The 23740-nt window shown below is 63.7% G+C and carries 22 protein-coding genes; 16 read left to right on the top strand and 6 right to left on the bottom strand.

What is annotated here, in order from left to right; all coding sequences use genetic code 11:
* The first annotated feature begins 3 nt into the window (after nt 1–3).
* Genes AC3RCJ_RS22530 through AC3RCJ_RS22520 form a run of 3 tightly spaced genes read left to right on the top strand, consistent with a single transcriptional unit; the run spans nt 4 to nt 3260 of the window.
* Entirely contained in the window at nt 4–828 is an 825-nt protein-coding gene (locus AC3RCJ_RS22530; protein ID WP_492960976.1) for a DUF4198 domain-containing protein, read from the top strand.
* Nucleotides 829–854: 26 nt separating this feature from the next.
* A complete protein-coding gene (locus tag AC3RCJ_RS22525; RefSeq protein ID WP_492960974.1) occupies nt 855–1883 on the top strand; it encodes an FAD:protein FMN transferase in 1029 nt (342 codons plus the stop codon).
* Between the two features lie 12 nt (nt 1884–1895).
* Nucleotides 1896–3260: a sulfite reductase subunit alpha gene (locus AC3RCJ_RS22520; RefSeq protein ID WP_492960972.1), complete on the top strand. Its 1365-nt coding sequence runs from the start codon at nt 1896–1898 to the stop codon at nt 3258–3260.
* Between the two features lie 58 nt (nt 3261–3318).
* Here the strand turns inward: AC3RCJ_RS22520 and AC3RCJ_RS22515 are convergent, their stop codons facing one another.
* The 6 genes from AC3RCJ_RS22515 to AC3RCJ_RS22490 form a co-directional block, all read right to left on the bottom strand.
* Nucleotides 3319–4548, bottom strand: a complete 1230-nt coding sequence (locus tag AC3RCJ_RS22515; protein WP_492960970.1) for a DUF2325 domain-containing protein — start codon at nt 4546–4548, stop codon at nt 3319–3321.
* A 40-nt stretch (nt 4549–4588) separates the two neighbouring features.
* Nucleotides 4589–4927, bottom strand: coding sequence for a hypothetical protein (locus tag AC3RCJ_RS22510; protein ID WP_492960968.1), 339 nt, complete (start codon nt 4925–4927; stop codon nt 4589–4591).
* Between the two features lie 88 nt (nt 4928–5015).
* Entirely contained in the window at nt 5016–5213 is a 198-nt protein-coding gene (gene hemP, locus AC3RCJ_RS22505) for a hemin uptake protein HemP (RefSeq protein ID WP_102298110.1), read from the bottom strand.
* Nucleotides 5214–5495: 282 nt separating this feature from the next.
* The gene (locus AC3RCJ_RS22500) at nt 5496–6311 is read right to left on the bottom strand and encodes a Crp/Fnr family transcriptional regulator (RefSeq protein WP_492961155.1); all 816 of its coding nucleotides are present in this window, start codon (nt 6309–6311) and stop codon (nt 5496–5498) included.
* 333 nt (nt 6312–6644) lie between these two features.
* Nucleotides 6645–7289, bottom strand: coding sequence for a response regulator (locus AC3RCJ_RS22495; protein ID WP_034750556.1), 645 nt, complete (start codon nt 7287–7289; stop codon nt 6645–6647).
* Between the two features lie 152 nt (nt 7290–7441).
* Nucleotides 7442–7909, bottom strand: a complete 468-nt coding sequence (locus AC3RCJ_RS22490; RefSeq protein ID WP_492960965.1) for a universal stress protein — start codon at nt 7907–7909, stop codon at nt 7442–7444.
* A gap of 460 nt (nt 7910–8369) precedes the next feature.
* On the opposite strand from AC3RCJ_RS22490, the gene AC3RCJ_RS22485 reads away from it, so the two are divergent.
* The 13 genes from AC3RCJ_RS22485 (at nt 8370) to accD (ending at nt 23685) form a co-directional block, all read left to right on the top strand.
* Nucleotides 8370–9239: a protein phosphatase CheZ gene (locus AC3RCJ_RS22485; RefSeq protein WP_492960963.1), complete on the top strand. Its 870-nt coding sequence runs from the start codon at nt 8370–8372 to the stop codon at nt 9237–9239.
* On the top strand, nt 9239–11128 hold the full coding sequence (locus tag AC3RCJ_RS22480; RefSeq protein WP_492965193.1) for a chemotaxis protein CheA: 1890 nt from the start codon (nt 9239–9241) through the stop codon (nt 11126–11128). Before AC3RCJ_RS22485 ends, AC3RCJ_RS22480 begins: the two co-directional genes overlap by 1 nt.
* A gap of 274 nt (nt 11129–11402) precedes the next feature.
* On the top strand, nt 11403–12806 hold the full coding sequence (gene leuC, locus AC3RCJ_RS22475) for a 3-isopropylmalate dehydratase large subunit (protein ID WP_492964271.1): 1404 nt from the start codon (nt 11403–11405) through the stop codon (nt 12804–12806).
* Nucleotides 12807–12874: 68 nt separating this feature from the next.
* Complete coding sequence (locus AC3RCJ_RS22470; protein WP_010400408.1) at nt 12875–12997, top strand: entericidin A/B family lipoprotein; 123 nt, start codon at nt 12875–12877, stop codon at nt 12995–12997.
* Nucleotides 12998–13048: 51 nt separating this feature from the next.
* The gene (gene leuD, locus AC3RCJ_RS22465) at nt 13049–13696 is read left to right on the top strand and encodes a 3-isopropylmalate dehydratase small subunit (protein WP_492964270.1); all 648 of its coding nucleotides are present in this window, start codon (nt 13049–13051) and stop codon (nt 13694–13696) included.
* A gap of 10 nt (nt 13697–13706) precedes the next feature.
* Nucleotides 13707–14777 carry a 3-isopropylmalate dehydrogenase gene (gene leuB, locus AC3RCJ_RS22460; protein ID WP_492964269.1) on the top strand — a complete coding sequence of 357 codons (1071 nt, stop codon included), beginning with the start codon at nt 13707–13709 and terminating at the stop codon, nt 14775–14777.
* 45 nt (nt 14778–14822) lie between these two features.
* On the top strand, nt 14823–15950 hold the full coding sequence (gene asd / locus AC3RCJ_RS22455; protein ID WP_086144106.1) for an aspartate-semialdehyde dehydrogenase: 1128 nt from the start codon (nt 14823–14825) through the stop codon (nt 15948–15950).
* 183 nt (nt 15951–16133) lie between these two features.
* Nucleotides 16134–18701, top strand: a complete 2568-nt coding sequence (locus AC3RCJ_RS22450; protein ID WP_492965190.1) for a motility hub landmark protein FimV — start codon at nt 16134–16136, stop codon at nt 18699–18701.
* A 250-nt stretch (nt 18702–18951) separates the two neighbouring features.
* Entirely contained in the window at nt 18952–19782 is an 831-nt protein-coding gene (gene truA / locus AC3RCJ_RS22445; protein ID WP_492964267.1) for a tRNA pseudouridine(38-40) synthase TruA, read from the top strand.
* Nucleotides 19783–19804: 22 nt separating this feature from the next.
* Complete coding sequence (locus AC3RCJ_RS22440) at nt 19805–20488, top strand: phosphoribosylanthranilate isomerase (protein WP_492964266.1); 684 nt, start codon at nt 19805–19807, stop codon at nt 20486–20488.
* Entirely contained in the window at nt 20481–21731 is a 1251-nt protein-coding gene (gene trpB / locus AC3RCJ_RS22435) for a tryptophan synthase subunit beta (RefSeq protein WP_492964265.1), read from the top strand. The genes AC3RCJ_RS22440 and trpB overlap by 8 nt, the downstream gene beginning before the upstream one ends.
* Nucleotides 21732–21817: 86 nt before the next feature.
* A complete protein-coding gene (gene trpA / locus AC3RCJ_RS22430) occupies nt 21818–22615 on the top strand; it encodes a tryptophan synthase subunit alpha (RefSeq protein ID WP_492964264.1) in 798 nt (265 codons plus the stop codon).
* Between the two features lie 197 nt (nt 22616–22812).
* Complete coding sequence (gene accD / locus AC3RCJ_RS22425) at nt 22813–23685, top strand: acetyl-CoA carboxylase, carboxyltransferase subunit beta (protein WP_010400390.1); 873 nt, start codon at nt 22813–22815, stop codon at nt 23683–23685.
* The last annotated feature ends 55 nt before the right edge of the window (nt 23686–23740 follow it).

Below are 23740 nucleotides of genomic sequence, written 5' to 3'. Positions count from 1 at the left end.
ACCATGTTCAACCAATTGAATAAGCCCTTGATCGCCCTGGCCCTGGCCGGCCTGGCCATGAATGCCCACGCCCACCGCGGCTGGATGGTGCCATCGAGCACGATGGTGGAAAGCAAGGACGCCTGGGTGACGGTGGACGCGGCCGTGTCCGACGGCCTGTTCGAGATCGATCACCAGCCGCTGCGCCTGGACGCGCTGCAAGTCATCGGTCCCGATGGCGCGAAAGTGACGCCGGCAAATACCCTCACGGGCCGTTTGCGCAGCGTGTTTGATGTGAAGATGGAAAAGCCGGGCACCTACAAGGCCGCCATCGTGTCGCAAAACGTGATGGGCAGCTACACCGTGAATGGCGAGCAGAAGCGCTTCCGCGGCAACGAGGAAAGCTTCAAGAAGGACGTGCCGGCCGACGCGAAGGACTTGAAAATCACGCGCACGGCGGCGCGCCTGGAAACCTTCTTCAGCAATGGCGAGACCAGCACGGAAGTGTTCAAGCCGACGGGCGTGGGCCTGGAATTCGTGCCTGTCACCCATCCGAACGACTTGCGCGCGGGCGAGAAAGCCACGTGGCGTTTCCTGGTCGACGGCAAGCCGGCCGCGAACCAGGCGTTCAGCCTGGTGCCGGGCGGCGTGCGCTACCGTGGCGTGCTCGGTGAAATCCGCCAGAGCACCGATGCCAAGGGCGAGATCACGTTCACCGTGCCGGCCGCCGGCATGTATTACCTGAGCAGCACCTGGCCGGCGGCCGCGCCGGCCGTGGCCGGCCAGCCGCTGGCCATGCCCGAGCGCCGCATGACGTATGCGGCCACCGTGGAAGTGCTGCCGCAGTAAGCGGCGGCATCGTCACGAGCTCGCCGATGCGCCGGGTCTTGCTGCCGCAGCATATTTCCGATCAGGTCGCGCCGCCCGGCGCCGCCATCCGGGACTTGCGCGGCTTGACCATGGGCACCAGCTGGTCGGTGCGCCTGATCGAGCCCGCCACGCCGGGACGCGCCGCCAGCGCCGACCTGCAGCAAGGCTTGCAGCAGCAGCTGGACCTGGTCGTGGCGCAAATGAGCCACTGGAGCGACGAGTCCGACCTGGGCCGCTTCAACCGGGCCGAGCCCGGCAGCTGGCACAGCCTGCCCGCCGCCTTTTGCGAGGTGCTGGGCTTTGCCATGCACGTGTCGCAGGCGTCGGGCGGCGCGTACGACCCGTGCGCGGGCGCCCTCGTCAACCTGTGGGGCTTCGGCCCCCGCCATCGCTACGATGAGCCCGGTTTTCTTCCCCCCAGGCACGATACCGTCGCCCTGCTGCTGGCGCAGCGCCAGCGCCGCCGCCTGGAGCTGGATTTGCCAGCCCGCCGCGCGCGCCAACCGGGCGGCTTGCAGCTCGATTTATCGGCCATCGCCAAGGGCTATGGCGTGGACCGCCTGGCCCGCTACCTGGACAGCCAGGGCATCGGCCACTACCTGGTCGAAGTGGGCGGCGAGCTGCGCGGCGCCGGCAGCAAGCCCGACGGCCAGCCGTGGTGGGTCATGCTGGAACAGGTCGATAGTGCCGACAATGCACTGCATCCGGCGGACATGCTGCTGGCGCTGCACGGCCTGTCCGTGGCCACGTCGGGCGACTACCGGCGTTTCTTCGAAGACGGCACGGCGCGCTTTTCGCATACGATCGACCCGCGCAGCGGCATGCCGATCGCCAATCAACTCGCTTCCGTCACCGTCGTGCATGCCGAATGCATGGCGGCCGATGCCTGGTCGACGGCCCTGACGGTGCTCGGTGTCGAGGCCGGCTTGGCGCTGGCCGAAGAGCAGGGCCTGGCCGCGCGTTTCCTGCAGCGCGACGGGCAAGGCTACCGCGAACACCTGAGCAGCCAGATGCTGGCCATGCTCGACGAATGAACGATTAATCCCATGATCTTTACGCACGATACGACGCGGCTGGCCTTGCTGGCCGCCCTGTCCCTCAGTTATGCGGGCGTCTGCCTGGCGCCGTGGCTGCGCGCGCGCGCCCGGCGGCGCGGCGCCGCTGCCGCCAAGGCGGCGCTGGCCAACAGTCCCGCCTGGCTGGTGGCGTATGCGAGCCAGACGGGCAATGCCGAGGAACTGGCCACGCAAACGGCGCAGAGCCTGCAGCTGGCCGGCATTCCCGTGCGCCTGTGCGCGCTGGCCGAACTCACGGCCCTTGATCTGCAACAAGCGGAACGGGCCTTGTTCTTGGTGAGCACCTATGGCGAGGGCGATGCGCCCGATAATGCGGCCGCCTTCATGGGCCGCCTGATGACGGGCGGGCTGGCGCTGCCGCAACTGCATTATGGCGTGCTGGCCCTGGGCGACCGCAGCTATGGCCAGTTCTGCGGCTTCGGCCGCGCGCTCGACGCCTGGCTGGCCGCGCAGGGCGCCTCGCGGCTGTTCGAACGCATCGAGGTCGACCGCAGCGCCGGTGCCGCCATCGAGCAATGGTTCCAGCACCTGAGCCACCTGGCCGGCACCAGCGACGCGCCCGACTGGAGCGCCCCGGCCTTCGGCGACTGGCGCCTGACGCGCAGGCAGCTGCTTAACCCGGGCAGCGCGGGCGGCGCCATCTATCATGTGGAACTGGTGCCCGTGGCGGGCGCTTTGCCCGACTGGCAGTCGGGCGACCTGGTGCAGGTGACCGCGCCCGCCGACCCCTCGCAGCCGCGCGAATATTCGATCGCCTCGATTCCGCGCGATGGCGGCGTGCACTTGCTGGTGCGCCAGCATGCGCATCCCGACGGCAGCCTGGGCCTGGCCTCGGGCTGGCTCACGGCGCAGGCCAAGGTCGGCGACGTGGTGCAGCTGCGCTTGCGCCAGCATAAGCGCTTCCGGCTGGAAGACAATGCCCAGCGGCCATTGATTTTGATCGGCAACGGCAGCGGCATCGCCGGCTTGCGCGGGCATTTGAAAAGCCGCGTGCTGGCGGGGCAGCGGCGCAACTGGCTGATCTTTGGCGAGCGCAACGCCGCCCACGATTTTCATTATCGCGAAGAAATTGAACGCTGGCATACCAGCGGCGAGCTGCCGCGCCTGGACCTGGCGTTTTCGCGCGACCAGGCCGAGCGCACCTATGTGCAGGACCGCCTGCGCGGCAATGCCGACGAAGTCAGGCTGTGGCTGGAGCAGGGCGCCGCCATCTACATTTGCGGTAGCCTGGCCGGCATGGCGGGCGGCGTCGACCAGGCCCTGCAGGAAATGCTGGGCCGCCCCGCGCTCGATGCGCTGGCGGCCGAGGGGCGCTACCGGCGCGACGTGTATTGACCGGCTGCGCATAAAAAAGGACTGGCCGGGCCAGTCCTTTTTTATTCGGCAAGCCCGCTTACGGCTGGAGCGCAGCCAGCGGCGCCGCTGCCATCTCGCCGCTCACTTCCTGCAGGCCGCGCGCCAGGCTGGAGATGCTGGGGTTGTCGATGAAGACGCAGCGCTTGCCCGTGCGCTTGCAGTAATCCTTCACGCGCCAGTAGGCGCTGTGGCTGATGCAGCCCGTCTGGCATATCACCAGGTCGGCCGCCGCCAGGCTCGAATCGAGCAGGTTGGCATTGTCTTCCAGGCCGCCGTCGTGGTGGGCGAACTGCGCGCCCACGCGCTCGATCAGGGCGCGGTAGGTGGCGACATTGCCGCTGCGTCCGCCCACGCACAAGACGCTTTGATCGACCAGGCGGATCGGCATTTTCAGCTTGCCGCCCGTCGGCAGTTCCAGCTTGGGCGCAGGTGGCGGCACGGCGGCGTGCGGACGCGGCTGGGCCTGTTTCAAGTCCGCGATTTGCTGGCGCAATTCCTTCTCGCGTTCATCCATCTGCGCCAGGCGTTCGACCAGGCGCGTGCGTGATTCCAGCGCGGGTATCGCGGCCTGCAATTGCGCCAGATCAAGGCGCAAGCCGTCGATGAGGCTATCTTTGCCGATCGATTCGGCACGCGTGCGCAGCAGCAGGGCTTCCTGGCGCTCCAGCTCGCCCGTCTTTTCCGTCAGCATGGTTTGGCTGCGCTGTTGCAGCTTGGCCAGTTCGTGTGCCAGGCGCGCGTTTTCTTCCTGCAATGCCGTAAATTTGCCCATGTCGGCGCGCACGCAGGCGCCGGCCTGGTGCTGGATCATGTGCAGGTCGCGGCACATCTGCTCTTCCAGTTCGGCGTCGCAGCGCGGGTGCGTCAGGCCGGCCCAGAAGGCGCCGGCCACGTCGCCATTGCCCACAGCGGCGCGCCATAGCTGCGCCACCTGCTGCGTCGTCTTGGCGCCGCGAAAGCGCAGGATCACGGGCGCATAGCGGCGCTCGAGTTCCTTTTGCAGCGCTTCGGACAGGCGGTTGCGCGCGCCGCATTCCGTCACGGCGCCTACATGCACTTCGTAGTCGTCGGCCAGCACGCGCCCGCCCGTCATCTTGCCGACCAGCTTGCGCAGGTATCCCAATGGCAAGCCCACGCCGACCAGCGGACAGTGGCAGGTATGCGAGAGCTCCCACAGCCGGCGGCGGCGCGAAGCGAGCGCGGCCGTTTCAGTGTCGGCGTGGGCGCAATTGCTGATCACGGGCAGGGACTGGTCTTTGTCACACATGGCGGTATCCTGTTAGGCGTAGGGAAAATGGTCGGAACGGTCAATGCGGCAGGGGAGCGGCCGCGCGCCTGGTGCCAAGCAGCCGTCCCAGGCGTTCGATGAGTGTGCTTTTCGGCGGCGCAGGCAGATGCAGCGTGACCAGCGTCGCCCATTGCTGCGACAGTTGCTGGCAGGTTGCCTGCAGCACGGGACCCAGGTCGGGCAGGCCGGCCAGCACTTGCAGGTGGCGCTCGATGACGCCGGCCAGCTTCGGACAGGGATCGTTGTCGGCGCTGCGCGCATGGTAATGGGACATCAGGTGCAGCACGGCCGACAGCATCAACTCAGGCTGTTGCCCGTTTGAACAGGAATACATCGGGTCAGTACGATCGGTCGCCATCAAACGCTCCTGTGCGGTGGTTTGGCTGGCTGGCGCGCGCAGGACGCGCGACTGGCTGGCGGGTGTGGTGACTGGCTGCCGTGCGGTGTCAGGCAGTCAGGATCAGCTTGTTCAATTGGGTGACGCGCAGGCGATAGATCTTGCCGCTGTGTTCAATCTCCACTTCGCGGCCCTGCTGCAGCAGCGCTTCGCTGGTGATGCGGCGCGCCGGTTGCGCCATGCTGACGGGAGGGCGGACGTGTGCGCTGGCGGCATCCTGGATCAAGGCTGGTTTTGAGCTTTGCATGTTGGCTTTCTTTGTCTCAGTTGAGAATGATTCGTATTTGCATTATTGTTGAATGTGGCCCGAAAAGCAAGGCTTATTTGTGTGCGGGGCGCGCTTTTTTGCAGCGGCAGGGCGCGCTGGAAGATTGCAGTGAGGAAATGCCTGTGCGCGGGCGCCGCGCCTGCCGGAGGGGGGACTTGCCTGGGCGGCCGGGGCGACGGGAGACGCAAAAAAGACCCGGCGGGGCGGTGCGCGCCCCGGCCGGGTCAAGCCTGTGCCAAGCTTGAATGCGGTGGAAGGGCGCTAGATAGTGGCCAGCAATGGCGCCGAAGCGATGGCGGCCGTGCTCGCCGCTTCCGTATCGGCCTTGAGCTTGGCGGCGGCCAGCTGCTTGGCGCGCGAACGCGACGGCGGCAGGCGGCGCAGGGTTTTCAGCGCATCCGGGTCCTTGATGCCGATGGTGCGCTGGTCAACCGTGATCAGGCCGATTTCATTGAAGGCGGACAGGGTGCGGCTGACCGTTTCCAGGGTCAGGCCCAGGTAGCTGCCGATTTCATGGCGCGTCATGCGCAGGTTGAACAGCTTGCTGGAATAGCCCATCTGCGCGAAGCGGTCGGCCAGCGAGACGAGGAAGCGGGCCACGCGCGCCTCGGCGCTGAGGGCGCCCAGCATGCCGATCATGGCCTGTTCGCGCACCAGTTCGCGGCTCATCACGCCATACATGACATTTTCCAGCTCCAGGTGGACACGGCCCAGCGCCGTCAGCTTCTTGAACGGCAGCAGGATCAGGTCGCAATCGGACAGCGCCACCGCTTCCGACGAGTAATGGCGCGAGTGGATGCCATCGACGCCCAGCATGTCGCCCTTCATGGGAAAGCTCAGTACCTGCTCATTGCCGAATTCATCGATCAGCACGGTTTTCAGGAAGCCCGAGTTGACGATATACAGGGTATCGAAGGGCTGGCCGATGGTATGCACGCGCTGCCCCGTCTTGAACTGCACGTGCTGGAACAGCAGCTCGTCGGCGGCGATGGCGCAGGCGCTGGAGATATGCAGCAGGTCGCATACTTCCTTCAGGTTCGACCACAGCCGCCCCTGGCGCTGGCGCCCCGCTTCCATCGAGGGCGATGGGACCAGCGGGGTGGAGGCAGGGCGGTTTTCAGACGTTTGCGTGGACAGCATGTTCATCTCCTGGTAACAGGTAGTTCAGAGTTGAATGACGGGATGTGCAAGGGCGGCGCGCACGCTGTCAGGGGGCGGCGGTGCTCGTCCAGGCAGGTATTGCTCAATTCGCTGAAGACTTGCTGTGTGATGAAGTAACTTCCCAGCAACTTGAATACTGGTTTCAGTATGCCAACAACCGTAGGCAATTAATATCAGCAGTGGCTGAATATGGTGGTAGGAGCTGAGGTAGGGGAAGTAGGATTGTTCCTACAGGTGCTGCTGCCCGGTTCAGGTCTTGAACGGCGACAGCAGCCGGTGGGCGACAGCGTACTGCACCATTTCCGACAGCGAACTCATGCCCATCTTTTGCATGATGCGCGTCTTGTGCGTGCTCACCGTCTTGACGCTCAGGTGCAGGTTGTTGGCGATTTCCGTGATCGACTTGCCGGCCACCAGCAGCGAAAATACTTCGAATTCGCGGTCCGACAACTGCTTGTGCAGCAGGCTTTCATTCGGCATCATGATGTTGAGCACCAGCTGCTCGGCCACTTCCGCGCTGATGTAGGGGCGCCCCGAGGCTACCTTGTGGATGGCGCCCACCAGCTGCGTGCCCGCGCTTTCCTTGGTCAGATAGCCTTGCGCGCCGGCGCGGATGGCGCGCACCGCATACTGCTCTTCCTCGTGCATGGTGAGGATCAGGATGGCCAGCTTGGGCGCTTCGCTGCGGATTTGCCGGATCAGGTCGACGCCGCTGCGTCCCGGCATCGACAGGTCCAGCAGCAGCAGGTCGAAGCCGCCCTGGCGCACATGGTTGAGCACTTCGAAGCCGTCGATGGCTTCGCCCACGATGTCGATGTCCGGCGCGCCGTCGAGAATGCGCTTGAGACCTTCGCGCATGATGGTGTGGTCGTCGGCAATCACAATGCGTATCATAGGCGAGCTATCGGTTCCGGCCCTTACTTGGCAGCCAAATGTTAAGAAACGAGAAAGGTTGTCATATTAACTGAAAATGGCGGCAGGCTTGCCGTTTTCTCGACACGGCAGAGCGGCATGGACAGGCCGCCATCCGCTTGCCATGTGACCCGCTATTGCGGCGGTGGTTCCTTGATCAGCCTGTGCACCAGCACTGGCAGCTTCGAGTGCGACAACACCTTGTTGGTCACGCTGCCCAGCAGCAGCTGGCCCCAGCCGCTGCGGCCGTGCGAGCCCATGAAGATCAGGTCGCACTGCTGCAGTTGCGCCACTTCCACAATCTTCAGGGCGGGGCTGTCGGAAAACGCCGTCAGGCCCGTCGCCTGCAGGCCCCGCTTGGCGGCCGCGTCGAGGATGGGCTGCCAGTGCTCGGCGCCCGTCTTGCGCATGGCGATGCGGTATTCCTCTTCGCTGGGATAGCTGGGAGGAATGATCTCGATGTAGACCGGGTACTGGTACTCGGGGGCGACGTACACGGCGAGGATATCGGCGTGCATCTGTTCGGCGAAGGCGACACCGGCGCAAGCGGTCAGGTTGGAGACGGTGGAACCGTCGGTGGCGATCAGAATTTTCTTATACATGGCAGTTCCTTCATCAGTGGACCGGCGCGCACAACGAGTCTTATTGTAGACGTGGCTGCAGCATTGTATTCATGTAAAGACTTGATAATTATCAACACTATTGCACCTTCAGTATAGACAACATTGGCTGAAAGACTGCGTTTTTGCCTGTAATTATCGTGGATGTGTGTGCGGCACAGGAGTATGATTTCTTGCAAGATAGGTGCTCTTGCCTGCACGCCAATGGTAGTATTTCAAAATACAACAGTGGGAACACTTATTTCCTTGAGGAAAAGCTCTTGTAAACCCGCTTTGCGGCGGGGAAGCGCGTTTTGAGATTTACCAACAGGGCGGCGCCCTGCTACACTCGCACCATCGCAGCGGTATTGCCTCAAATCATCTTAATCGAGAAATTGCGGGTATCAGTCTGTAAAACGCACAGTTCAGGCGGAATTTTGACAAATTATGGAGAAGCAGGGATATGACCAACGCCGCTGATGATTTCGATGCATTATTCGATGAAGTATCTGCGCAACGCGCGGCCGTTCCGGCGCCCGCGCCTGCCGCCGCGCCCGCTCCCACCGTGATTGCGGATGACGATTTCGATGCGCTGTTCGACTCCGTGTCGGCCGGTGCCGCCGTGTCGCCGCCCGCGGCGCCGGAACCCGAGGCTGTCGCCGCGCCGCTGGCCGACATTGCGCCGGCCGCGCCAGTGGCCGCCGCGGCCGAAGGCGCCGACCCTGTCGACCAGTCCGACAAGCCGATGTTCGAGCGCCTGGGCGGCATCGTGCGCCTGCTGCACGATTCCTTGCGCGAACTCGGCTACGACAAGGCGCTGACGGAAGCGTCGTCGCAGATCGTCGATGCGCAGGACCGCCTGGAATACGTGGCCACGCTCACCGAACAGGCCGCCAACAAGGTGCTGAACACGCTCGACGAAGGCATGCCCGCGCAGGATGTGCTGTCGAAGAAAGCCAAGGACATGGATGGCCGCTGGACGGCCCTGTTCGATGGCAAGCTGAGCCTGGACGAATTCAAGGCGCTGGCCGGCGATTCGCGCCAGTTCGCGCAAGCCGTGGCCGAGGCGACGGAAGCGGAAAAGGCGCGCTTGCTGGAAATCATGATGGCCCAGGACTTCCAGGACATCACGGGACAGCTGATCAAGAAAGTGGTCAACATCACCAAGACGGTGGAAAACGAACTCGCCCAGCTGCTGCGCGACAACGCGCCGGCCGAAGTGCGCGAAAAACTGGCGCACAAGCCGGTGCCGCTGATGCAGGGCCCTTCCGTGCCGTCGGTGGCGCTGGACCAGGATAATGTAGACGACCTTCTTGCAGATTTGGGATTCTAATGGACGATATGCTCAAGGATTTCGTCGTCGAGGCGATGGATCTTGCGGTTAATGTTGAAGAGCACTTATTGCGCCTCGAGCGCGATCCTGACAACAAGGAGACACTCAATGCGGTGTTTCGTTCCTTCCATACGATCAAGGGCGGTGCCGGTTTCATGGGCTTGCCCGCGCTGGTGGCGGCCTGCCACCTGACGGAAAACCTGTTCGATGCCTTGCGCACGGGTGCCGCGCCCGTCACCCCCATCGCCATCGAGGCGGCGCTGCAAGCGTCCGGCTTCGTGGCCGACCAGCTGACGGAGCTGGCCAATGGTTCCGCGCCTGAAACCTTGCCGGCCATGCCTGAAGAGCTTGAGCACATCCTCACCAACGCCATCGAAGGCAAGAGCATGGACGCGCCTGCCGCTGCCGCCGCGCCTGCCGTGGTGGCGGAAGTGGCGGTGGCCGCCGTGGCCGAGCCCGCGCCAGCGGCCGCCGTCTCTTCGGTCGGCGCCGATGGACTGGACTGGGAAAGCATGTATAACGCGGTCGTGCCGGCCGGCAGCCAGCTGGCCGTCGCGCCTGCCGCCGCCGTGGCGGCCACGCCTGCCGCGCCCGCCGCCGCTGCGCCATCGGCCGCGCCCGCCGCTGCCGCCAAGCCGGGCGGCAAGAACTGGGATGGCGTGGACCGCCGCGAAGAGCGTCCCGACGTGCGCCACGCCGCGCCCGTGAAGGAAGACAGCATCCGCGTCGACGCCGTCAAGCTCGACGCCTTGCTGGAAGTGGCCGGTGAATCCGTGCAGGCGGCCAACCAGGCTGCCGTGCTGCTCGAGCGCTTGCTGCAATTCAAATTCGAAGGCCAGGCCGCCACCCTGATGGCGACCCTGGCGGAAACCCTGGAACGCGCGTCGCGCTACTCGACGGAACTGCAGCGGGCGACTCTGGCCACGCGCATGCAGCCCGTGGGCCGTTTGTTCCAGAAATTCCCGCGCCTGGTGCGCGAACTGGCGAAAGACCTGGGCAAGGATGTCGAACTGACCATCGAGGGCGCGGAGACGGAAGTCGACCGCGTGGTGGTGGACAGCCTGTACGATCCGCTCGTGCACATGCTGCGCAATTCGCTCGACCATGGCGTCGAATCGCCGGAAGCGCGCCTGGCCGCCGGCAAACCCGCCAAGTCGTATATTTCGCTCAAGGCATGGCAGGAAGCCAACAGTGTCATGATCGTGCTGCAGGATGATGGCAAGGGCATGGACCCGGTCTTCCTGCGCAGCAAGGCCCAGCAAAAGGGCTTGATCAGCGAAAACGCGCAATTGAGCAACGACGAGTGCTTCCAGCTGGTGTTCCTGCCGGGCTTCTCGACCAAGGAAGTCGCGTCCAGCGTCTCCGGACGCGGCGTGGGCATGGACGTGGTCAAGACGGCCGTGGAGAAAAACCGCGGCGCCATCCACATCGAGTCGACGCTGGGCAAGGGCACCAAATTCGCCATCCGCCTGCCGATCGAACTGTCGATCGTGCCGACCATGCTTGTTTCCACTTCGGGCGCCGCGCTGGCGCTGCCGATGGCCGTGGTGCAGCGCGTCGTCGAATTGCCGGAAACCTTCATGGAAGTGGGTGGCGCGCCCGTGCTGAAAGACCAGGGCCGTCCATTGCCCGTGCGCTCGCTGGCCGGCGCTTTGGGCTACGAGTCGTGCAGCGAGCGCGTCGGCATTGTTGTCGCCGCGCCACAGCCGTACATTCTCGCCGTGGAAGCCGTCGACGGCACGGCCGACCTGGTGATCAAGCCGATGACGGCCATCACAGTGGAAGGCATTACCGGCACGGCCCGCTCGGCTGAAGGCGAGCTGGTGCTAGTCGTGGGCCTATCTTTCCTGATGGATGGTTGCAGGGGAAGTGTGCGCATGGCTGCCTAGAAACACTGGCAAGTTCACACCCAGCCCGCTGCAGACCTCTGCAGCGGGCTTTTTTTTCGGCTTTTTTCGGTTTTTATTCGCTTCGCCAGGTATTTGGCGGAATTTTAGATTCAGCAATTTTTTAGCCATATAGGTAAATGGAACCAAATTTTGTATCGCCCAGTCCACGCCGGGCTTGCTTTTGGTTCTGCATTGCACAATATATGGCATAATCATTGTTGATTTCCGTATGACTTGTTTACTTACTACAGGCTGTGGCAACGCTGCATAAATCATGATGAAGACGCTTTACGACAAACTTTGGGAATCCCACGTTGTTCGGGCCGACGCTGATGGCACGACAATTCTGTACATCGACCGGCACCTGCTGCACGAAGTCACCAGCCCGCAAGCCTTCGATGGCCTCAGCGTGGCGGGCCGCCAGCCGTGGCGCGTGTCCGCCAACCTGGCCGTGGCCGACCATAACGTGCCCACCACCAGCCGCGCCGATGGCATTGCCGACCCGGTGTCGCGCCTGCAGGTGGAAACGCTGGACAAGAACGCCAAGCACTACGGCTTGACCTACTTCAACATGAACGACAAGCGCCAGGGCATCGTGCACGTGATCGGCCCCGAGCAGGGCGCGACCCTGCCCGGCATGACGGTGGTCTGCGGCGACTCGCACACGTCCACGCATGGCGCGTTCGGCGCGCTGGCGCACGGCATCGGCACGTCCGAGGTCGAGCACGTGCTGGCCACGCAAACCTTGCTGCAAAAGAAATCGAAATCCATGTTGGTGCAGGTTGACGGCGCCTTGCCTGCCGGCGTGACGGCCAAGGACATCGTGCTGGCCATCATCGGCAAGATCGGCACGGCCGGCGGCACCGGTTACTGTATCGAATTCGGCGGCTCGGCCATCCGCGCCCTGTCGATGGAAGGCCGCATGACGGTGTGCAACATGGCCATCGAGGCGGGCGCGCGCGCCGGCATCATCGGCGTGGACGACACCACCATCAATTACGTCAAGGGCCGCCCGTTTTCGCCGGCCGGTCCGCACTGGGAACGCGCCGTGGCCTACTGGCGCACCCTGCATTCGGACCCGGGCGCCCGCTTCGACCTGGTCGTCACGCTCAACGCGCAAGATATCGTGCCGCAAGTGACCTGGGGCACCTCGCCCGAAATGGTGATCGGCGTCGATGGCCGCGTGCCCGATCCCGACCAGGAAAAGGACAGCGTCAAGCGCGATGCGATGGAAAAGGCCCTCGTCTACATGGCCCTGAAACCGAATACCGCCATCGAAGACATCCGCATCGACAAGGTCTTCATCGGTTCCTGCACCAATTCGCGCATCGAGGATTTACGGGCTGCCGCCGCCGTGGTGCGCGGCAAGTACCGCGCCTCGAACGTGACGCTGGCGCTGGTGGTGCCCGGTTCCGGCCTGGTGAAAGACCAGGCCGAGCGCGAAGGACTGGACCGCATCTTCAAGGATGCCGGCTTCGAATGGCGCGAGCCGGGCTGCTCCATGTGCCTGGCCATGAATGCGGACCGTCTGGAACCGGGCGAACGCTGCGCCTCGACCTCGAACCGCAACTTCGAAGGCCGGCAAGGGCAGGGCGGCCGCACGCACCTGGTGTCGCCCGCGATGGCGGCCGCCGCCGGTATCGCCGGCCACTTTGTCGACGTGCGGGCTTTGCGATGACGGCAGGGACCGGCGCCGCTGGCGTACACTAGCGTTTCCGGTCCCTTAATTTCTATTAAAAAATCATCATGAAAAAACTCTTCGCCCTCCTCATCGCCACCGTCATCTTGTCCGGCTGCAACACCGTCTCCGGCATCGGCCGCGATGTGCAGAAAGTCGGCCAGGTTGTCACTGGCGCCGGCGGAAAATAAACCGTGACGTGGCGGCGCCCCGCGCCGCGCGTCTTACCGAGTAGAAACAGCATGGATAAATTTACGATTTACGAAGGCCTGGTCGCCCCGCTGGACCGCGCCAACGTCGACACCGACGCGATTATCCCGAAGCAATTCCTGAAATCGATCCACCGCAGCGGCTTCGGCCCCAACCTGTTCGACGAATGGCGCTACCTCGACCATGGCGAGCCGGGCCAGGACAACAGCCGCCGCCCGCTGAACCCCGAGTTCGTGCTCAACGAGCCGCGCTACCAGGGCGCCTCGATCTTGCTCACGCGCAAGAACTTCGGCTGCGGCTCCTCGCGCGAACACGCGCCGTGGGCGCTCGATCAATATGGCTTCCGCGCCATCATCGCGCCCTCGTTTGCCGACATCTTCTTCAACAACTGCTACAAGAACGGCTTGCTGCCCATCGTGTTGTCGGAAAGCCAGGTCGAGCACCTGTTCAATGAAGTCAAGGCCTTCCCCGGCTACAAACTGGTGGTGGACCTGGAACAGCAGTGCGTGCGCACCAGCAATGGTTCTGTCTCGTATCCATTCGAGATCGACGCCTTCCGCAAATATTGCCTGATGAATGGGCTCGACGATATCGGCCTGACCCTGCGCCATGCCGACGAGATCCGCGCCTTCGAAGAGCGGCATTTGACCAATCAGCCTTGGCTGGCCAACGTTATCTAAAGATTATTCCATGAAAATTGCAATCTTACCCGGCGACGGCATCGGTCCTGAAATCGTCGCGCAAGCCGTCAAGGTCTTGCATGTGCTGGGCGAATCGTTCGAGCTGGAAACAGCGCCCGTGGGCGGCGCCGGCTATGCGGCCCATGGCCACCCGCTGCCGGAAGGCACCCTGGCGCTGGCCAAGGCGGCCGATGCCGTGCTGTTCGGCGCCGTGGGCGACTATCAATACGACAGCCTGGAACGCCAGTTCCGTCCCGAGCAGGCCATCCTGGGTCTGCGCAAGAACCTGGGCCTGTTCGCCAACCTGCGTCCGGCCATCTTGTACCCGGAACTGGCGGGCGCCTCGACCCTGAAGCCGGAAGTGGTGTCCGGCCTGGATATCTTGATCATCCGTGAATTGACGGGCGACATTTATTTCGGCCAGCCCCGTGGCGTGCGCGAGTGCCCGGACGGTCCGTTCAAGGGCCAGCGCGAAGGTTTTGACACCATGCGTTATGCGGAAGGCGAAATCCGCCGCATCGCCCACGTGGCGTTCCAGGCCGCGCAAAAGCGCGACAAGCGCCTCACCAGCGTGGACAAGGCGAACGTGCTGGAAACCTTCCAGTTCTGGAAAGACATCGTCATCGACGTGCACAAGGAATACCCCGACGTGGCGCTCGATCATATGTATGTCGACAACGCGGCCATGCAGCTGGTGCGGGCGCCGAAGAAATTCGACGTCATGGTGACGGGTAACATGTTCGGCGATATCTTGTCGGACGCGGCCGCCATGCTGACGGGCTCGATCGGCATGCTGCCGTCCGCCTCGCTGGACGCCAACAACAAGGGCCTGTACGAGCCCTCGCACGGTTCGGCGCCCGATATCGCGGGCAAGGGCATCGCCAATCCGCTGGCGACGATCCTGTCGGCCGCCATGATGCTGCGCTATTCGCTGAACCGCGAAGAGCAGGCCAATCGCATCGAAGGCGCCGTCAAGCAAGTGCTGGCGCAGGGGCTGCGCACGGCCGACATCCACGAAGCGGGCACGATTTTGGTCGGTACCGAGGCCATGGGTGATGCAGTTGTAAAAGCACTGGGATAAAATAGTCTAATGACGGCAGTCGCCGTCTCATCTTGAGGAATGGTAATGAAATTAGTTGGCTTGGTAGGTTGGCGCGGTATGGTCGGTTCGGTCCTGATGCAGCGCATGCAGGAAGAGGGCGATTTTGCCCATATCGAACCGGTGTTTTTCACGACGTCGAACACGGGCGGCGCGGCGCCGGCCATGGCGAAGAATGAAACCATCCTCAAGGATGCCAACAACATCGCCGAGCTGTCCAAGTGCGACATCATCATTTCCTGCCAGGGCGGCGACTACACGAGCGCGGTCTTCCCGCAGCTGCGCGCGGCGGGCTGGAACGGTTACTGGATCGATGCGGCCTCGACCTTGCGCATGGAAAAAGACGCCGTCATCGTGCTCGACCCCGTCAACCTGCACGTCATCAAGGATGCGCTGGGCAAGGGCGTCAAGAATTACATCGGCGGCAATTGCACCGTGTCCTGTATGATGATGGGCCTGGGCGGCCTGTTCCAGCACGACCTGATCGACTGGATGACGTCGATGACCTACCAGGCGGCGTCGGGCGGCGGCGCGCAGCACATGCGCGAGCTGCTGACGCAATTTGGCACCATCAACAGCTCCGTCAAGGCGCTGCTGGAAAACCCCGCTTCGGCCATCCTGGAAATCGACCGCCAGGTGCTGGCTACCCAGCACGGCTATTCCCCGGACGAAATCAAGCAGTTCGGCGCGCCGCTGGCCGGCAACCTGATCCCGTGGATCGACAAGGACCTGGGCAACGGCCAGTCCAAGGAAGAGTGGAAGGCGGGCGCGGAAACGAACAAGATCCTCGGCCGCGGCGCCGACTTTGGCAGCAAGGAAATCCCTGTCGACGGCCTGTGCGTGCGCATCGGCGCCATGCGCTGCCATTCGCAGGCGCTGACCATCAAGCTGAAGCAAGACGTGCCGCTCGATGAAATCAACGACATCATCGCCAGCAACAATCAATGGGTGAAATTCGTGCCGAACACGCGCGAAGCGTCCGTGCGCGACCTGTCCCCGGCGGCCGTCACGGGCAGCCTAACGATTCCTGTCGGCCGCGTGCGCAAGATGAGCATGGGCGGCGAATACCTGTCCGCCTTCACCGTGGGCGATCAATTGCTGTGGGGCGCGGCCGAACCGCTGCGCCGCATGCTGCGCATCTTGCTGGATGCGTAACAGCAATAAATCAGCAATCAATCGCTGATCAAGATCAAGCCGGGGCTGTTTTCCCGGCTTTTTTTTCGCCCTGAGCCCGTCAAGGCTCAACCATGCGGAGCTTGCATAGCTCTGGGCATGATGATATGTTGATACCTCTGGAAAAGTAACTGTTTTCCCATGTCAACTAAGATGCCGCCAACTATGCCTGTACACACTCGTCCCCGGGTCGCCTCCCTTGCCATCAAAACACTCAGCAGCGCGGTCGCCTGCGCGGTGTTATTGTCACCGGCGGCATCCGCAGCCGAGTTGGGCAAGATCACGGTGCTGTCCGCCGCCGGCCAGCCGCTGCGCGCCGAGGTCGAATTGTCGGCCATCAAGCCCGATGAGGCATCCTCGCTGCTGGCCAAGCTGGCCCCGCCCGACGCTTACCGCCAGGCCAACGTGGAATTCAATCCCGCGCTCAATGCGCTGACGTTTGCCGTGGAAAACCGCAACGGCAAGCCCTTCATCCGCATCAGTTCGGCGCAGCCGGTGGCCGAGCCACTGGTCGACCTGCTGCTGGAGCTGAGCAGCAAGAGTGGCCGCCAGGTGCGCGAATATGCGTTCGTGCTCGACACGCCCGAAGCGCGCCAGACGCGCGGCGCGCAAGTCATGGCGCCGGTGGAGCCGGGCAAGGCCAAGCCGGCCGCCGCCGCTGCGGATGCCGCGCCGGCGAAAAAGGCGGCAGGCGAATACAAGGTCAAGGCGGGCGATACCCTGAGCCGCATCGCCAGCGAACTCAAACCTTCGGGCGTGTCGCTCGACATGATGCTCGTGGCCCTGTACCGCGCCAATCCCGATGCCTTCAAGGGCGAGAACATGAACCGCATGCAGGCGGGACGCATCCTGGCCGTGCCGGGCGCGGACGCCGTGCGCGCCACCAGCGCGGCCGAAGCGAAGGGCGTCGTGACGGCGCATGCCATCGATTTCGAAGCGTATCGCAACAAGCTGGCGGGCCAGGTCGCGCAAAGCAAGCCGGCCAAGGCCGCGCAGGCGACGCAAAGCACGGCCGGCAAGATCGGGCCTACCCGCGTGCAGGAAAAGCCCACGGCCGTGAGCGAAGCGCAAGACAAGCTGAAACTGTCGAAGGCGGAGCCGGCGGCCAAGGCGGCCGGCAAGAGCGCCGTGGCCAGCGAGGAAGACAAGATCGCCAAGGCGAAACAGGTCGATGAAGCGGCCGCCCGCGTCAAGGAACTGGAAAAGAACGTCAGCGACCTGGAAAAGTTGATGGCGGTTAAGAACAAGGCCATGGCCGACAAGAGCGCGCCAGCGCCGGCCAAGCCGGCCGAAGCCGCTGCCAGCGCGGCGGCAAGCGCGCCGGAAGCCCCGTCGTCCGTGCCTCAGCCGGCCGTGCCCAAGGCCAAGCCCGTGCCGCTGGTCAAGAAGCCATCGCCGCTGGAACCGACCATTACGGACAAGATCGGCGACCACCTGGGTGCCATCGGCATCGGCCTGGCAGCCTTGCTTGCCGCCGTGGCCGCGCTGGTGATCGCGCGCCGCCGCAAGGACGTGCCGCCACCGCCGCGCGACGGGGCGGCGCCGTCGTTTGAGCCGGAAGCGCCGGTGGCGCCGTCGTCCGCGCCCGGCGTGGCGCCGGAAGACCAGCAATCGGAAGCGAGCAACCACCTGTTTGGCGCCGGTGCCGCCGCAGCCGGCATGGCGGCCACGGCCGCCAGTACGCTGGACGGCAATGAAGTCGACCCCGTCGCCGAAGCGGACGTGTATATCGCCTATGGCCGCGACGGCCAGGCGGAAGACATCCTCAAGGAAGCCTTGCGCATCCATCCGGAACGCCATGCGGCGCGCCTGAAACTGCTGGAAATTTATTCCGCCCGCAATGACGCGCGCGCCTTCGAAGACCAGGCCAGCGAGTTGTACAGCCTGACGCGGGGCCAGGGCGAGGAGTGGCCGCAAGCTGCTGCGCTGGGCCTGGCGCTCGACCCCACCAACCCGCTGTATGGCGATACCGATGGCGATGCCGTGGTCAGCCTGAGCAAGGGCGCGGAAGACGGCTTGCATGGCCACAGCATGGACTTGCCGGGCGCGCCGTCCGCGCCGCTGGCCGACCTGGCGCCGGCCGAGCCGGCAGTGCCTGGCCGCAGCCAGCGCGACCCGCTCGATTTCGACCTCGACAGCCTCGATTTCGAGCCGGTCTCCACCAGCGACCCCATCGTCATGCCGGGGCCGGACAGCAAGCCGCAGCCTGCCACGCACGAGATGCACGATGCGCACGATGCGCACGATGCGCAGTATGACGCCAGCATGGACTTCGGCCTGGACCTGGAGCCGCCCGCCGGCCCCGTGAATGGCGTGGGCGCCGGCTTGACGCCGTTGCCTGACCCGTTGAAGGATGTCGACCTGGCGCATTTCGACCTCGACGAGCCGGTGGTGCCGGCTGCCGCACCGGTGGCGGCTGCCGAGCCTTCCCTCGACAGCCTGTTTGACGACGCGCAAGCGCCAGCGACCTTGCCGGAAGCCATACCGCCGGCACAGGAATTCGACCTGTCCGGCATCGACCTGGACCTCAACGATGGCAAGACGGCCAGCGCGGGCGTGGACGACCCGCTGTCGGCCATCCACATGGAAATGGATACCAAGCTGGACCTGGCGATCGCCTACCAGGAAATCGGCGACAAGGAAGGCGCGCGCGAGCTGATCGATGAAGTCATCAAGGGCGGCAGCGAAGAGCAGGTTGCCAAGGCGAATACAATGAAGGCACTTCTGAGCTAAGCACCAGATACGACGTCCATGGCTGCGTTGCACGGTCTCGCCGTACTATTCGTACTGTCTTCGACCGCGCGCCTGGCCCTGAACGCCGTCTCGTTCGCTTTCCAGCACCAGATACGACGTCCATGGCTGCGTTGCACGGTCTCGCCGTACTATTCGTACTGTCTTCGACCGCGCGCCTTGCCCTGAACGCCGTCTCAGGCACTGGTGTCGTCGGGAGGCGGGGCCGCCTTTGCGCCGGTATAATGCTTCGATGCAAAATATTACGACAGCAACGCCATTCAAGCGTATCGTCCTCGGCCTGCAGTATGACGGCACGGCCTGGCATGGATACCAGAAACAGGAAGACGGGCAGACGGTGCAGGACCAGCTGGAAAACGCGCTGGAGCAGTTTGCCCGCGTGCGCCTGGCCACCACCTGCGCCGGCCGCACGGATACGGGCGTGCATGCGCTCGAGCAAGTCGTGCATTTCGATACGGAACTGCACCGCGACGTGCACTCGTGGGTGCGCGGCGTCAACGCCTTCCTGCCCAAGTCCATCGCCGTGCGCTGGGCGAAGGAACTCGACGGCGATCCCACCGTCAACGATTTCTTCCACGCCCGCTTCAGCGCCCGCGCGCGCACCTATCATTATGTGTTGTACAACAACGCCACGCGTTCGCCGCTGGTGGAAGGGCGCGCCGGTTTCTTTTTCCGCCCGCTGGACGTGGACCTGATGCGCCAGGCCGTGCAGCCGCTCTTGGGCTGGCACGATTTCACGGCCTTCCGCGCCGCGCAATGCCAGGCCAAGTCACCCGTCAAGCTCATGCATGACATCCGCATCGAGCGGCGCGGCGATTGCGTTATTTTTACCATTACGGCCAATGCCTTCCTGCACCACATGGTGCGCAACCTGGTCGGCTCGCTCGTGTATATCGGCACGGGGCGCGAAAAGCCGGACTGGCTCGGGCACTTGCTAGAAAGCAAGGATCGCCACGCGGCCGCGCCCACCTTCATGCCCGATGGCCTGTACCTGGCGCAGATCGATTACGATCCGAAATGGGAATTGCCGCAAGACAGCAGCAGCGCCTTGCCCTGGTTTTGAGCTGTATCAAGAAAGGAATCGCATGCCACGCACACGCATCAAGATCTGCGGCCTGACCCGCGTCGAAGACATCCAGGCTGTCGTGGCGGCCGGTGCCGACGCCATCGGCTTCGTGTTTTATCCGAACAGCCCCCGTTACGTCACGCCCGGGCAGGCAGCAGGCCTGATCGCGGCCATGCCGCCTTACGTGACGACCGTGGGGCTGTTCGTCAACGCCACCGTGGAAGAAGTGCGGGCCACCAGGGCCGTGGCGCCCCTGTCCCTGTTGCAATTTCACGGCGACGAGACGCCCGAACACAGCGCCGCGCTGGCCGGCGCCGTGAATACACCGTTTACGCAGGTGTTCCGCGTCAAACCCGACACCTCCTTTGAAGATTTGCTAGAATACGAACAGCGCTATCGCGCCGCCAGTCCCTTGTTCGCGAGCCTCTTGCTCGATACCTATGTGGATGCGTATGGCGGCGCAGGAAAGGTATTCGATTGGTCCCTCATTCCAGAAGAACTCGCGCCTCGGGTCGTTTTAAGTGGTGGCTTGAGCGTACAAAACGCGACTGACGCAGTGGTGCGCGTGCGCCCTTACGCCGTCGACATCAGCAGTGGTGTCGAAGCGTCCAAGGGCATCAAGGACGCATCCCGAGTCCGCGCGTTCATCGCCGCGGTGCAGGATGCCGATGCCATCATTGCCAGAGGATTTACCCATGACTGACCAAATCAAAGACAGTGGCGCAGCCGCTGCATTGTTCCACGCCACCGACTATCCATTTCCCGACCTGCGCGGCCATTTCGGCCCCTACGGCGGCTCCTTCGTGGCCGAAACGCTCACGCATGCGCTGGCCGAGCTGAAGGACGCCTACGCGCGTTACAGCGCCGATCCGGAATTCCTCGAAGAATTCCGCTACGAGCTGAAACACTTCGTCGGCCGCCCGTCGCCCATCTACCACGCCAAGCGCTGGTCCGAAAGGGCCGGCGGCGCGCAAATCTATTTCAAGCGCGAAGACTTGAACCACACGGGCGCGCACAAGATCAACAACGTGATCGGCCAGGCCCTGCTGGCCAAGCGCATGGGCAAGCCGCGCATCATCGCCGAGACGGGCGCCGGCCAGCATGGCGTGGCCACGGCCACCATCTGTGCCCGCTTCGGCCTCGAATGCGTGGTCTACATGGGCAGCGAAGACGTCAAGCGCCAGGCGCAGAACGTGTATCGCATGAAATTGCTGGGCGCCACCGTCGTGCCCGTGGAATCGGGTTCGAAGACCCTCAAGGATGCGCTGAACGAAGCGATGCGCGACTGGGTCACCAACATCGAAAACACCTTTTATATCATCGGCACCGTGGCCGGTCCCCATCCGTATCCGATGATGGTGCGCGACTTCCAGTCCGTGATCGGCGAGGAATGCCTGGTGCAGATGCCGGAAATGACGGGCCGCCAGCCCGACTATGTGGTCGCCTGCATCGGCGGCGGCTCGAACGCCATGGGCATCTTTTACCCGTATATCGACCAGAAACAGGTCAAACTGATCGGCGTGGAAGCGGCCGGCGAAGGACTCGATACGGGCAAGCATTCGGCCTCGCTGACGGCCGGCTTCCCGGGCGTGCTGCATGGCAACCGCACCTATCTGCTGCAGGATGAAAATGGCCAGATCATCGAGACGCATTCCGTCTCGGCCGGTCTCGACTACCCGGGCGTGGGTCCGGAACATGCCTGGCTGAAAGATTCCGGCCGCGCGCAATACGTGTCGATCACGGACGACGAGGCGTTGCAGGCCTTCCACGACTGCTGCCATATCGAAGGCATCATCCCGGCCCTGGAATCGTCGCACGCGCTGGCCTACGCGGCCAAGCTGGCGGCCACCTTGCCGAAAGACCAGATCGTGCTGGCCAACCTGTCGGGCCGTGGCGACAAGGACATGCATACCGTGGCGGAGCGCATGGGATTGAATTTCAGTTAAACAACTGTCAATTCTCAATAACGCGTAGGTCGGATTAGCGCGCAAGCGCGTCATCCGACATCCTCCACCGATAAAGAAAGCTCCCCATGTCCCGTATCGCCACCACCTTCGCCCATTTAAAATCCAGTAACAAGACCGGCCTGGTCACCTTCATCACCGCCGGCGACCCCGGCCCTGACGCCACCGTGCCGCTGATGCACGCGCTCGTCGAGGGCGGCGCCGACGTGCTGGAGCTGGGCGTGCCGTTTTCCGACCCCATGGCCGAAGGCCCCGTCATCCAGCGCGCCTGCGAGCGGGCCTTGAAATTCAATGTCGGCATCCACGACGTGTTCGGCTATGTGCGCCAGTTCCGCGAAACGAACCAGACGACGCCCGTGGTGCTGATGGGTTATGCCAACCCCATCGAGCGCATCGGCAGCGCCGCGTTTATTGATGCAGCGCAAGCGGCCGGCGCCGATGGCGCCATCGTCGTCGATTATCCGCCGGAAGAATGCGAGCAATTCGCCGCCGCCATGCGCGCGGCGGGGCTCGACCTGATTTTCCTCCTGGCGCCTACCTCGACCGAAGAGCGCATCGCGCAAGTGGCCAAGGTTGGCGGCGGCTTCAGCTATTATGTGTCGCTCAAGGGCGTCACGGGAGCGGGAAACATTGATACGCAACAGGTGGCGGAGCGCCTCGCGGCCATCCGCCAGCATGTAAAATTACCCATCGGCGTGGGCTTCGGCATCCGCGATGGCGCCACGGCCAAGGCCGTTGCCAAGGTGGCCGATGCCGTCGTCATCGGCAGCCGCATCATCCAGGAGATAGAAAATGCGCCGGAAGGGGGCGCCGTCGATGCCGTGCGCAGCTTTACGGCAGGCATACGTGCCGCACTGGACGCCTGAGCAAGCTTGCCGTTTACACAATCTGCGGTGACGGCAAAGTTCGACAGCCCGGCGATAAACGGCTACACTTCGGCCACTGATTTGCCTGTTATTGTGCAATAGATAAAATTTTTGGTGGCGTCCCGCGGGGCGCCGCCGTTGACCGTCTGCCGGGGGCGTCCACCGACGCTACCCCTACAAGGGCCCAAGGAGAAAATATGAGTTGGTTGGAAAAACTGCTGCCACCGCGTATACAGCGTTCGGATGCCGCCGCGCGCAAGACCATGCCGGAAGGCCTGTGGGTCAAGTGCCCGTCGTGCGAGGCCGTGCTGTACCGTACGGACCTGGAATCGAATCTGCACGTGTGTCCGAAATGCGACCACCACATGCGCATCCGTGCGCGTGAACGTCTCGACAGCCTGCTCGACGCCGGTGGCCGCTATGAAATCGGCCAGGAAATCCTGCCTGTCGATACCTTGAAATTCAAGGACAGCAAGAAATACCCGGACCGCCTGAAATCGGCCATGGAAGCGACGGGCGAGACCGATGCGATGGTCGTCATGGGCGGCGCCATCATGAGCCTGCCAGTGGTCGTGGCGTGCTTCGAATTTGAATTCATGGGCGGTTCCATGGGCTCCGTCGTGGGCGAGCGCTTCGTGCGCGGCGCGCAGATCGCGCTGGAACAGAAAGTGCCGTTCATTTGCATCACCGCCACCGGTGGCGCGCGCATGCAGGAAGGCTTGCTGTCGCTGATGCAGATGGCGAAAACCACGGCCATGCTGACCAAGTTGTCGGAAAAGAAATTGCCATTCATCAGCGTGCTGACCGACCCGACCATGGGCGGCGTGTCCGCCTCGTTCGCCTTCATGGGCGACGTCGTCATCGCCGAGCCGAAAGCGCTGATCGGCTTTGCCGGCCCGCGCGTGATTGAAAACACCGTGCGCGAAAAACTGCCGGAAGGCTTCCAGCGCGCCGAGTTCCTCGTCACCAAGGGCGCCGTCGACATGATCGTCGACCGCCGCAAGATGCGCGAAGAAATCGCCCGTCTGCTGGCCTTGTTGCAAAACCAGGCCGTGGAAGTGCTGGCTTAATTTACCGCTGGCGTCGGGTTACGGCCTTTGGCCTAACCCGACCTACATCGTCCTG

Source organism: Janthinobacterium sp. GW822-FHT07H11 (assembly GCF_058798615.1).
The sequence above is the reverse complement of the archived record's forward strand: the minus strand, read 5'-3'. Positions and strand labels throughout refer to the sequence as shown.

Coding starts and splice junctions, on each gene's coding strand:
- trpA (WP_492964264.1), top strand. CDS start 21,818: ATGTCCCGTATCGCCACCACCTTCGCCCATTTAAAATCCAGTAACAAG.
- accD (WP_010400390.1), top strand. CDS start 22,813: ATGAGTTGGTTGGAAAAACTGCTGCCACCGCGTATACAGCGTTCGGAT.
- truA (WP_492964267.1), top strand. CDS start 18,952: ATGCAAAATATTACGACAGCAACGCCATTCAAGCGTATCGTCCTCGGC.
- AC3RCJ_RS22500 (WP_492961155.1), bottom strand. CDS start 6,311: ATGGAAGCGGGGCGCCAGCGCCAGGGGCGGCTGTGGTCGAACCTGAAG.
- AC3RCJ_RS22480 (WP_492965193.1), top strand. CDS start 9,239: ATGGACGATATGCTCAAGGATTTCGTCGTCGAGGCGATGGATCTTGCG.
- AC3RCJ_RS22510 (WP_492960968.1), bottom strand. CDS start 4,927: ATGGCGACCGATCGTACTGACCCGATGTATTCCTGTTCAAACGGGCAA.
- AC3RCJ_RS22515 (WP_492960970.1), bottom strand. CDS start 4,548: ATGTGTGACAAAGACCAGTCCCTGCCCGTGATCAGCAATTGCGCCCAC.
- AC3RCJ_RS22485 (WP_492960963.1), top strand. CDS start 8,370: ATGACCAACGCCGCTGATGATTTCGATGCATTATTCGATGAAGTATCT.
- AC3RCJ_RS22450 (WP_492965190.1), top strand. CDS start 16,134: ATGCCTGTACACACTCGTCCCCGGGTCGCCTCCCTTGCCATCAAAACA.
- AC3RCJ_RS22495 (WP_034750556.1), bottom strand. CDS start 7,289: ATGATACGCATTGTGATTGCCGACGACCACACCATCATGCGCGAAGGT.
- AC3RCJ_RS22440 (WP_492964266.1), top strand. CDS start 19,805: ATGCCACGCACACGCATCAAGATCTGCGGCCTGACCCGCGTCGAAGAC.
- hemP (WP_102298110.1), bottom strand. CDS start 5,213: ATGCAAAGCTCAAAACCAGCCTTGATCCAGGATGCCGCCAGCGCACAC.
- leuB (WP_492964269.1), top strand. CDS start 13,707: ATGAAAATTGCAATCTTACCCGGCGACGGCATCGGTCCTGAAATCGTC.
- AC3RCJ_RS22470 (WP_010400408.1), top strand. CDS start 12,875: ATGAAAAAACTCTTCGCCCTCCTCATCGCCACCGTCATCTTGTCCGGC.
- AC3RCJ_RS22520 (WP_492960972.1), top strand. CDS start 1,896: ATGATCTTTACGCACGATACGACGCGGCTGGCCTTGCTGGCCGCCCTG.
- AC3RCJ_RS22530 (WP_492960976.1), top strand. CDS start 4: ATGTTCAACCAATTGAATAAGCCCTTGATCGCCCTGGCCCTGGCCGGC.
- leuD (WP_492964270.1), top strand. CDS start 13,049: ATGGATAAATTTACGATTTACGAAGGCCTGGTCGCCCCGCTGGACCGC.
- AC3RCJ_RS22490 (WP_492960965.1), bottom strand. CDS start 7,909: ATGTATAAGAAAATTCTGATCGCCACCGACGGTTCCACCGTCTCCAAC.
- leuC (WP_492964271.1), top strand. CDS start 11,403: ATGATGAAGACGCTTTACGACAAACTTTGGGAATCCCACGTTGTTCGG.
- asd (WP_086144106.1), top strand. CDS start 14,823: ATGAAATTAGTTGGCTTGGTAGGTTGGCGCGGTATGGTCGGTTCGGTC.
- AC3RCJ_RS22525 (WP_492960974.1), top strand. CDS start 855: ATGCGCCGGGTCTTGCTGCCGCAGCATATTTCCGATCAGGTCGCGCCG.
- trpB (WP_492964265.1), top strand. CDS start 20,481: ATGACTGACCAAATCAAAGACAGTGGCGCAGCCGCTGCATTGTTCCAC.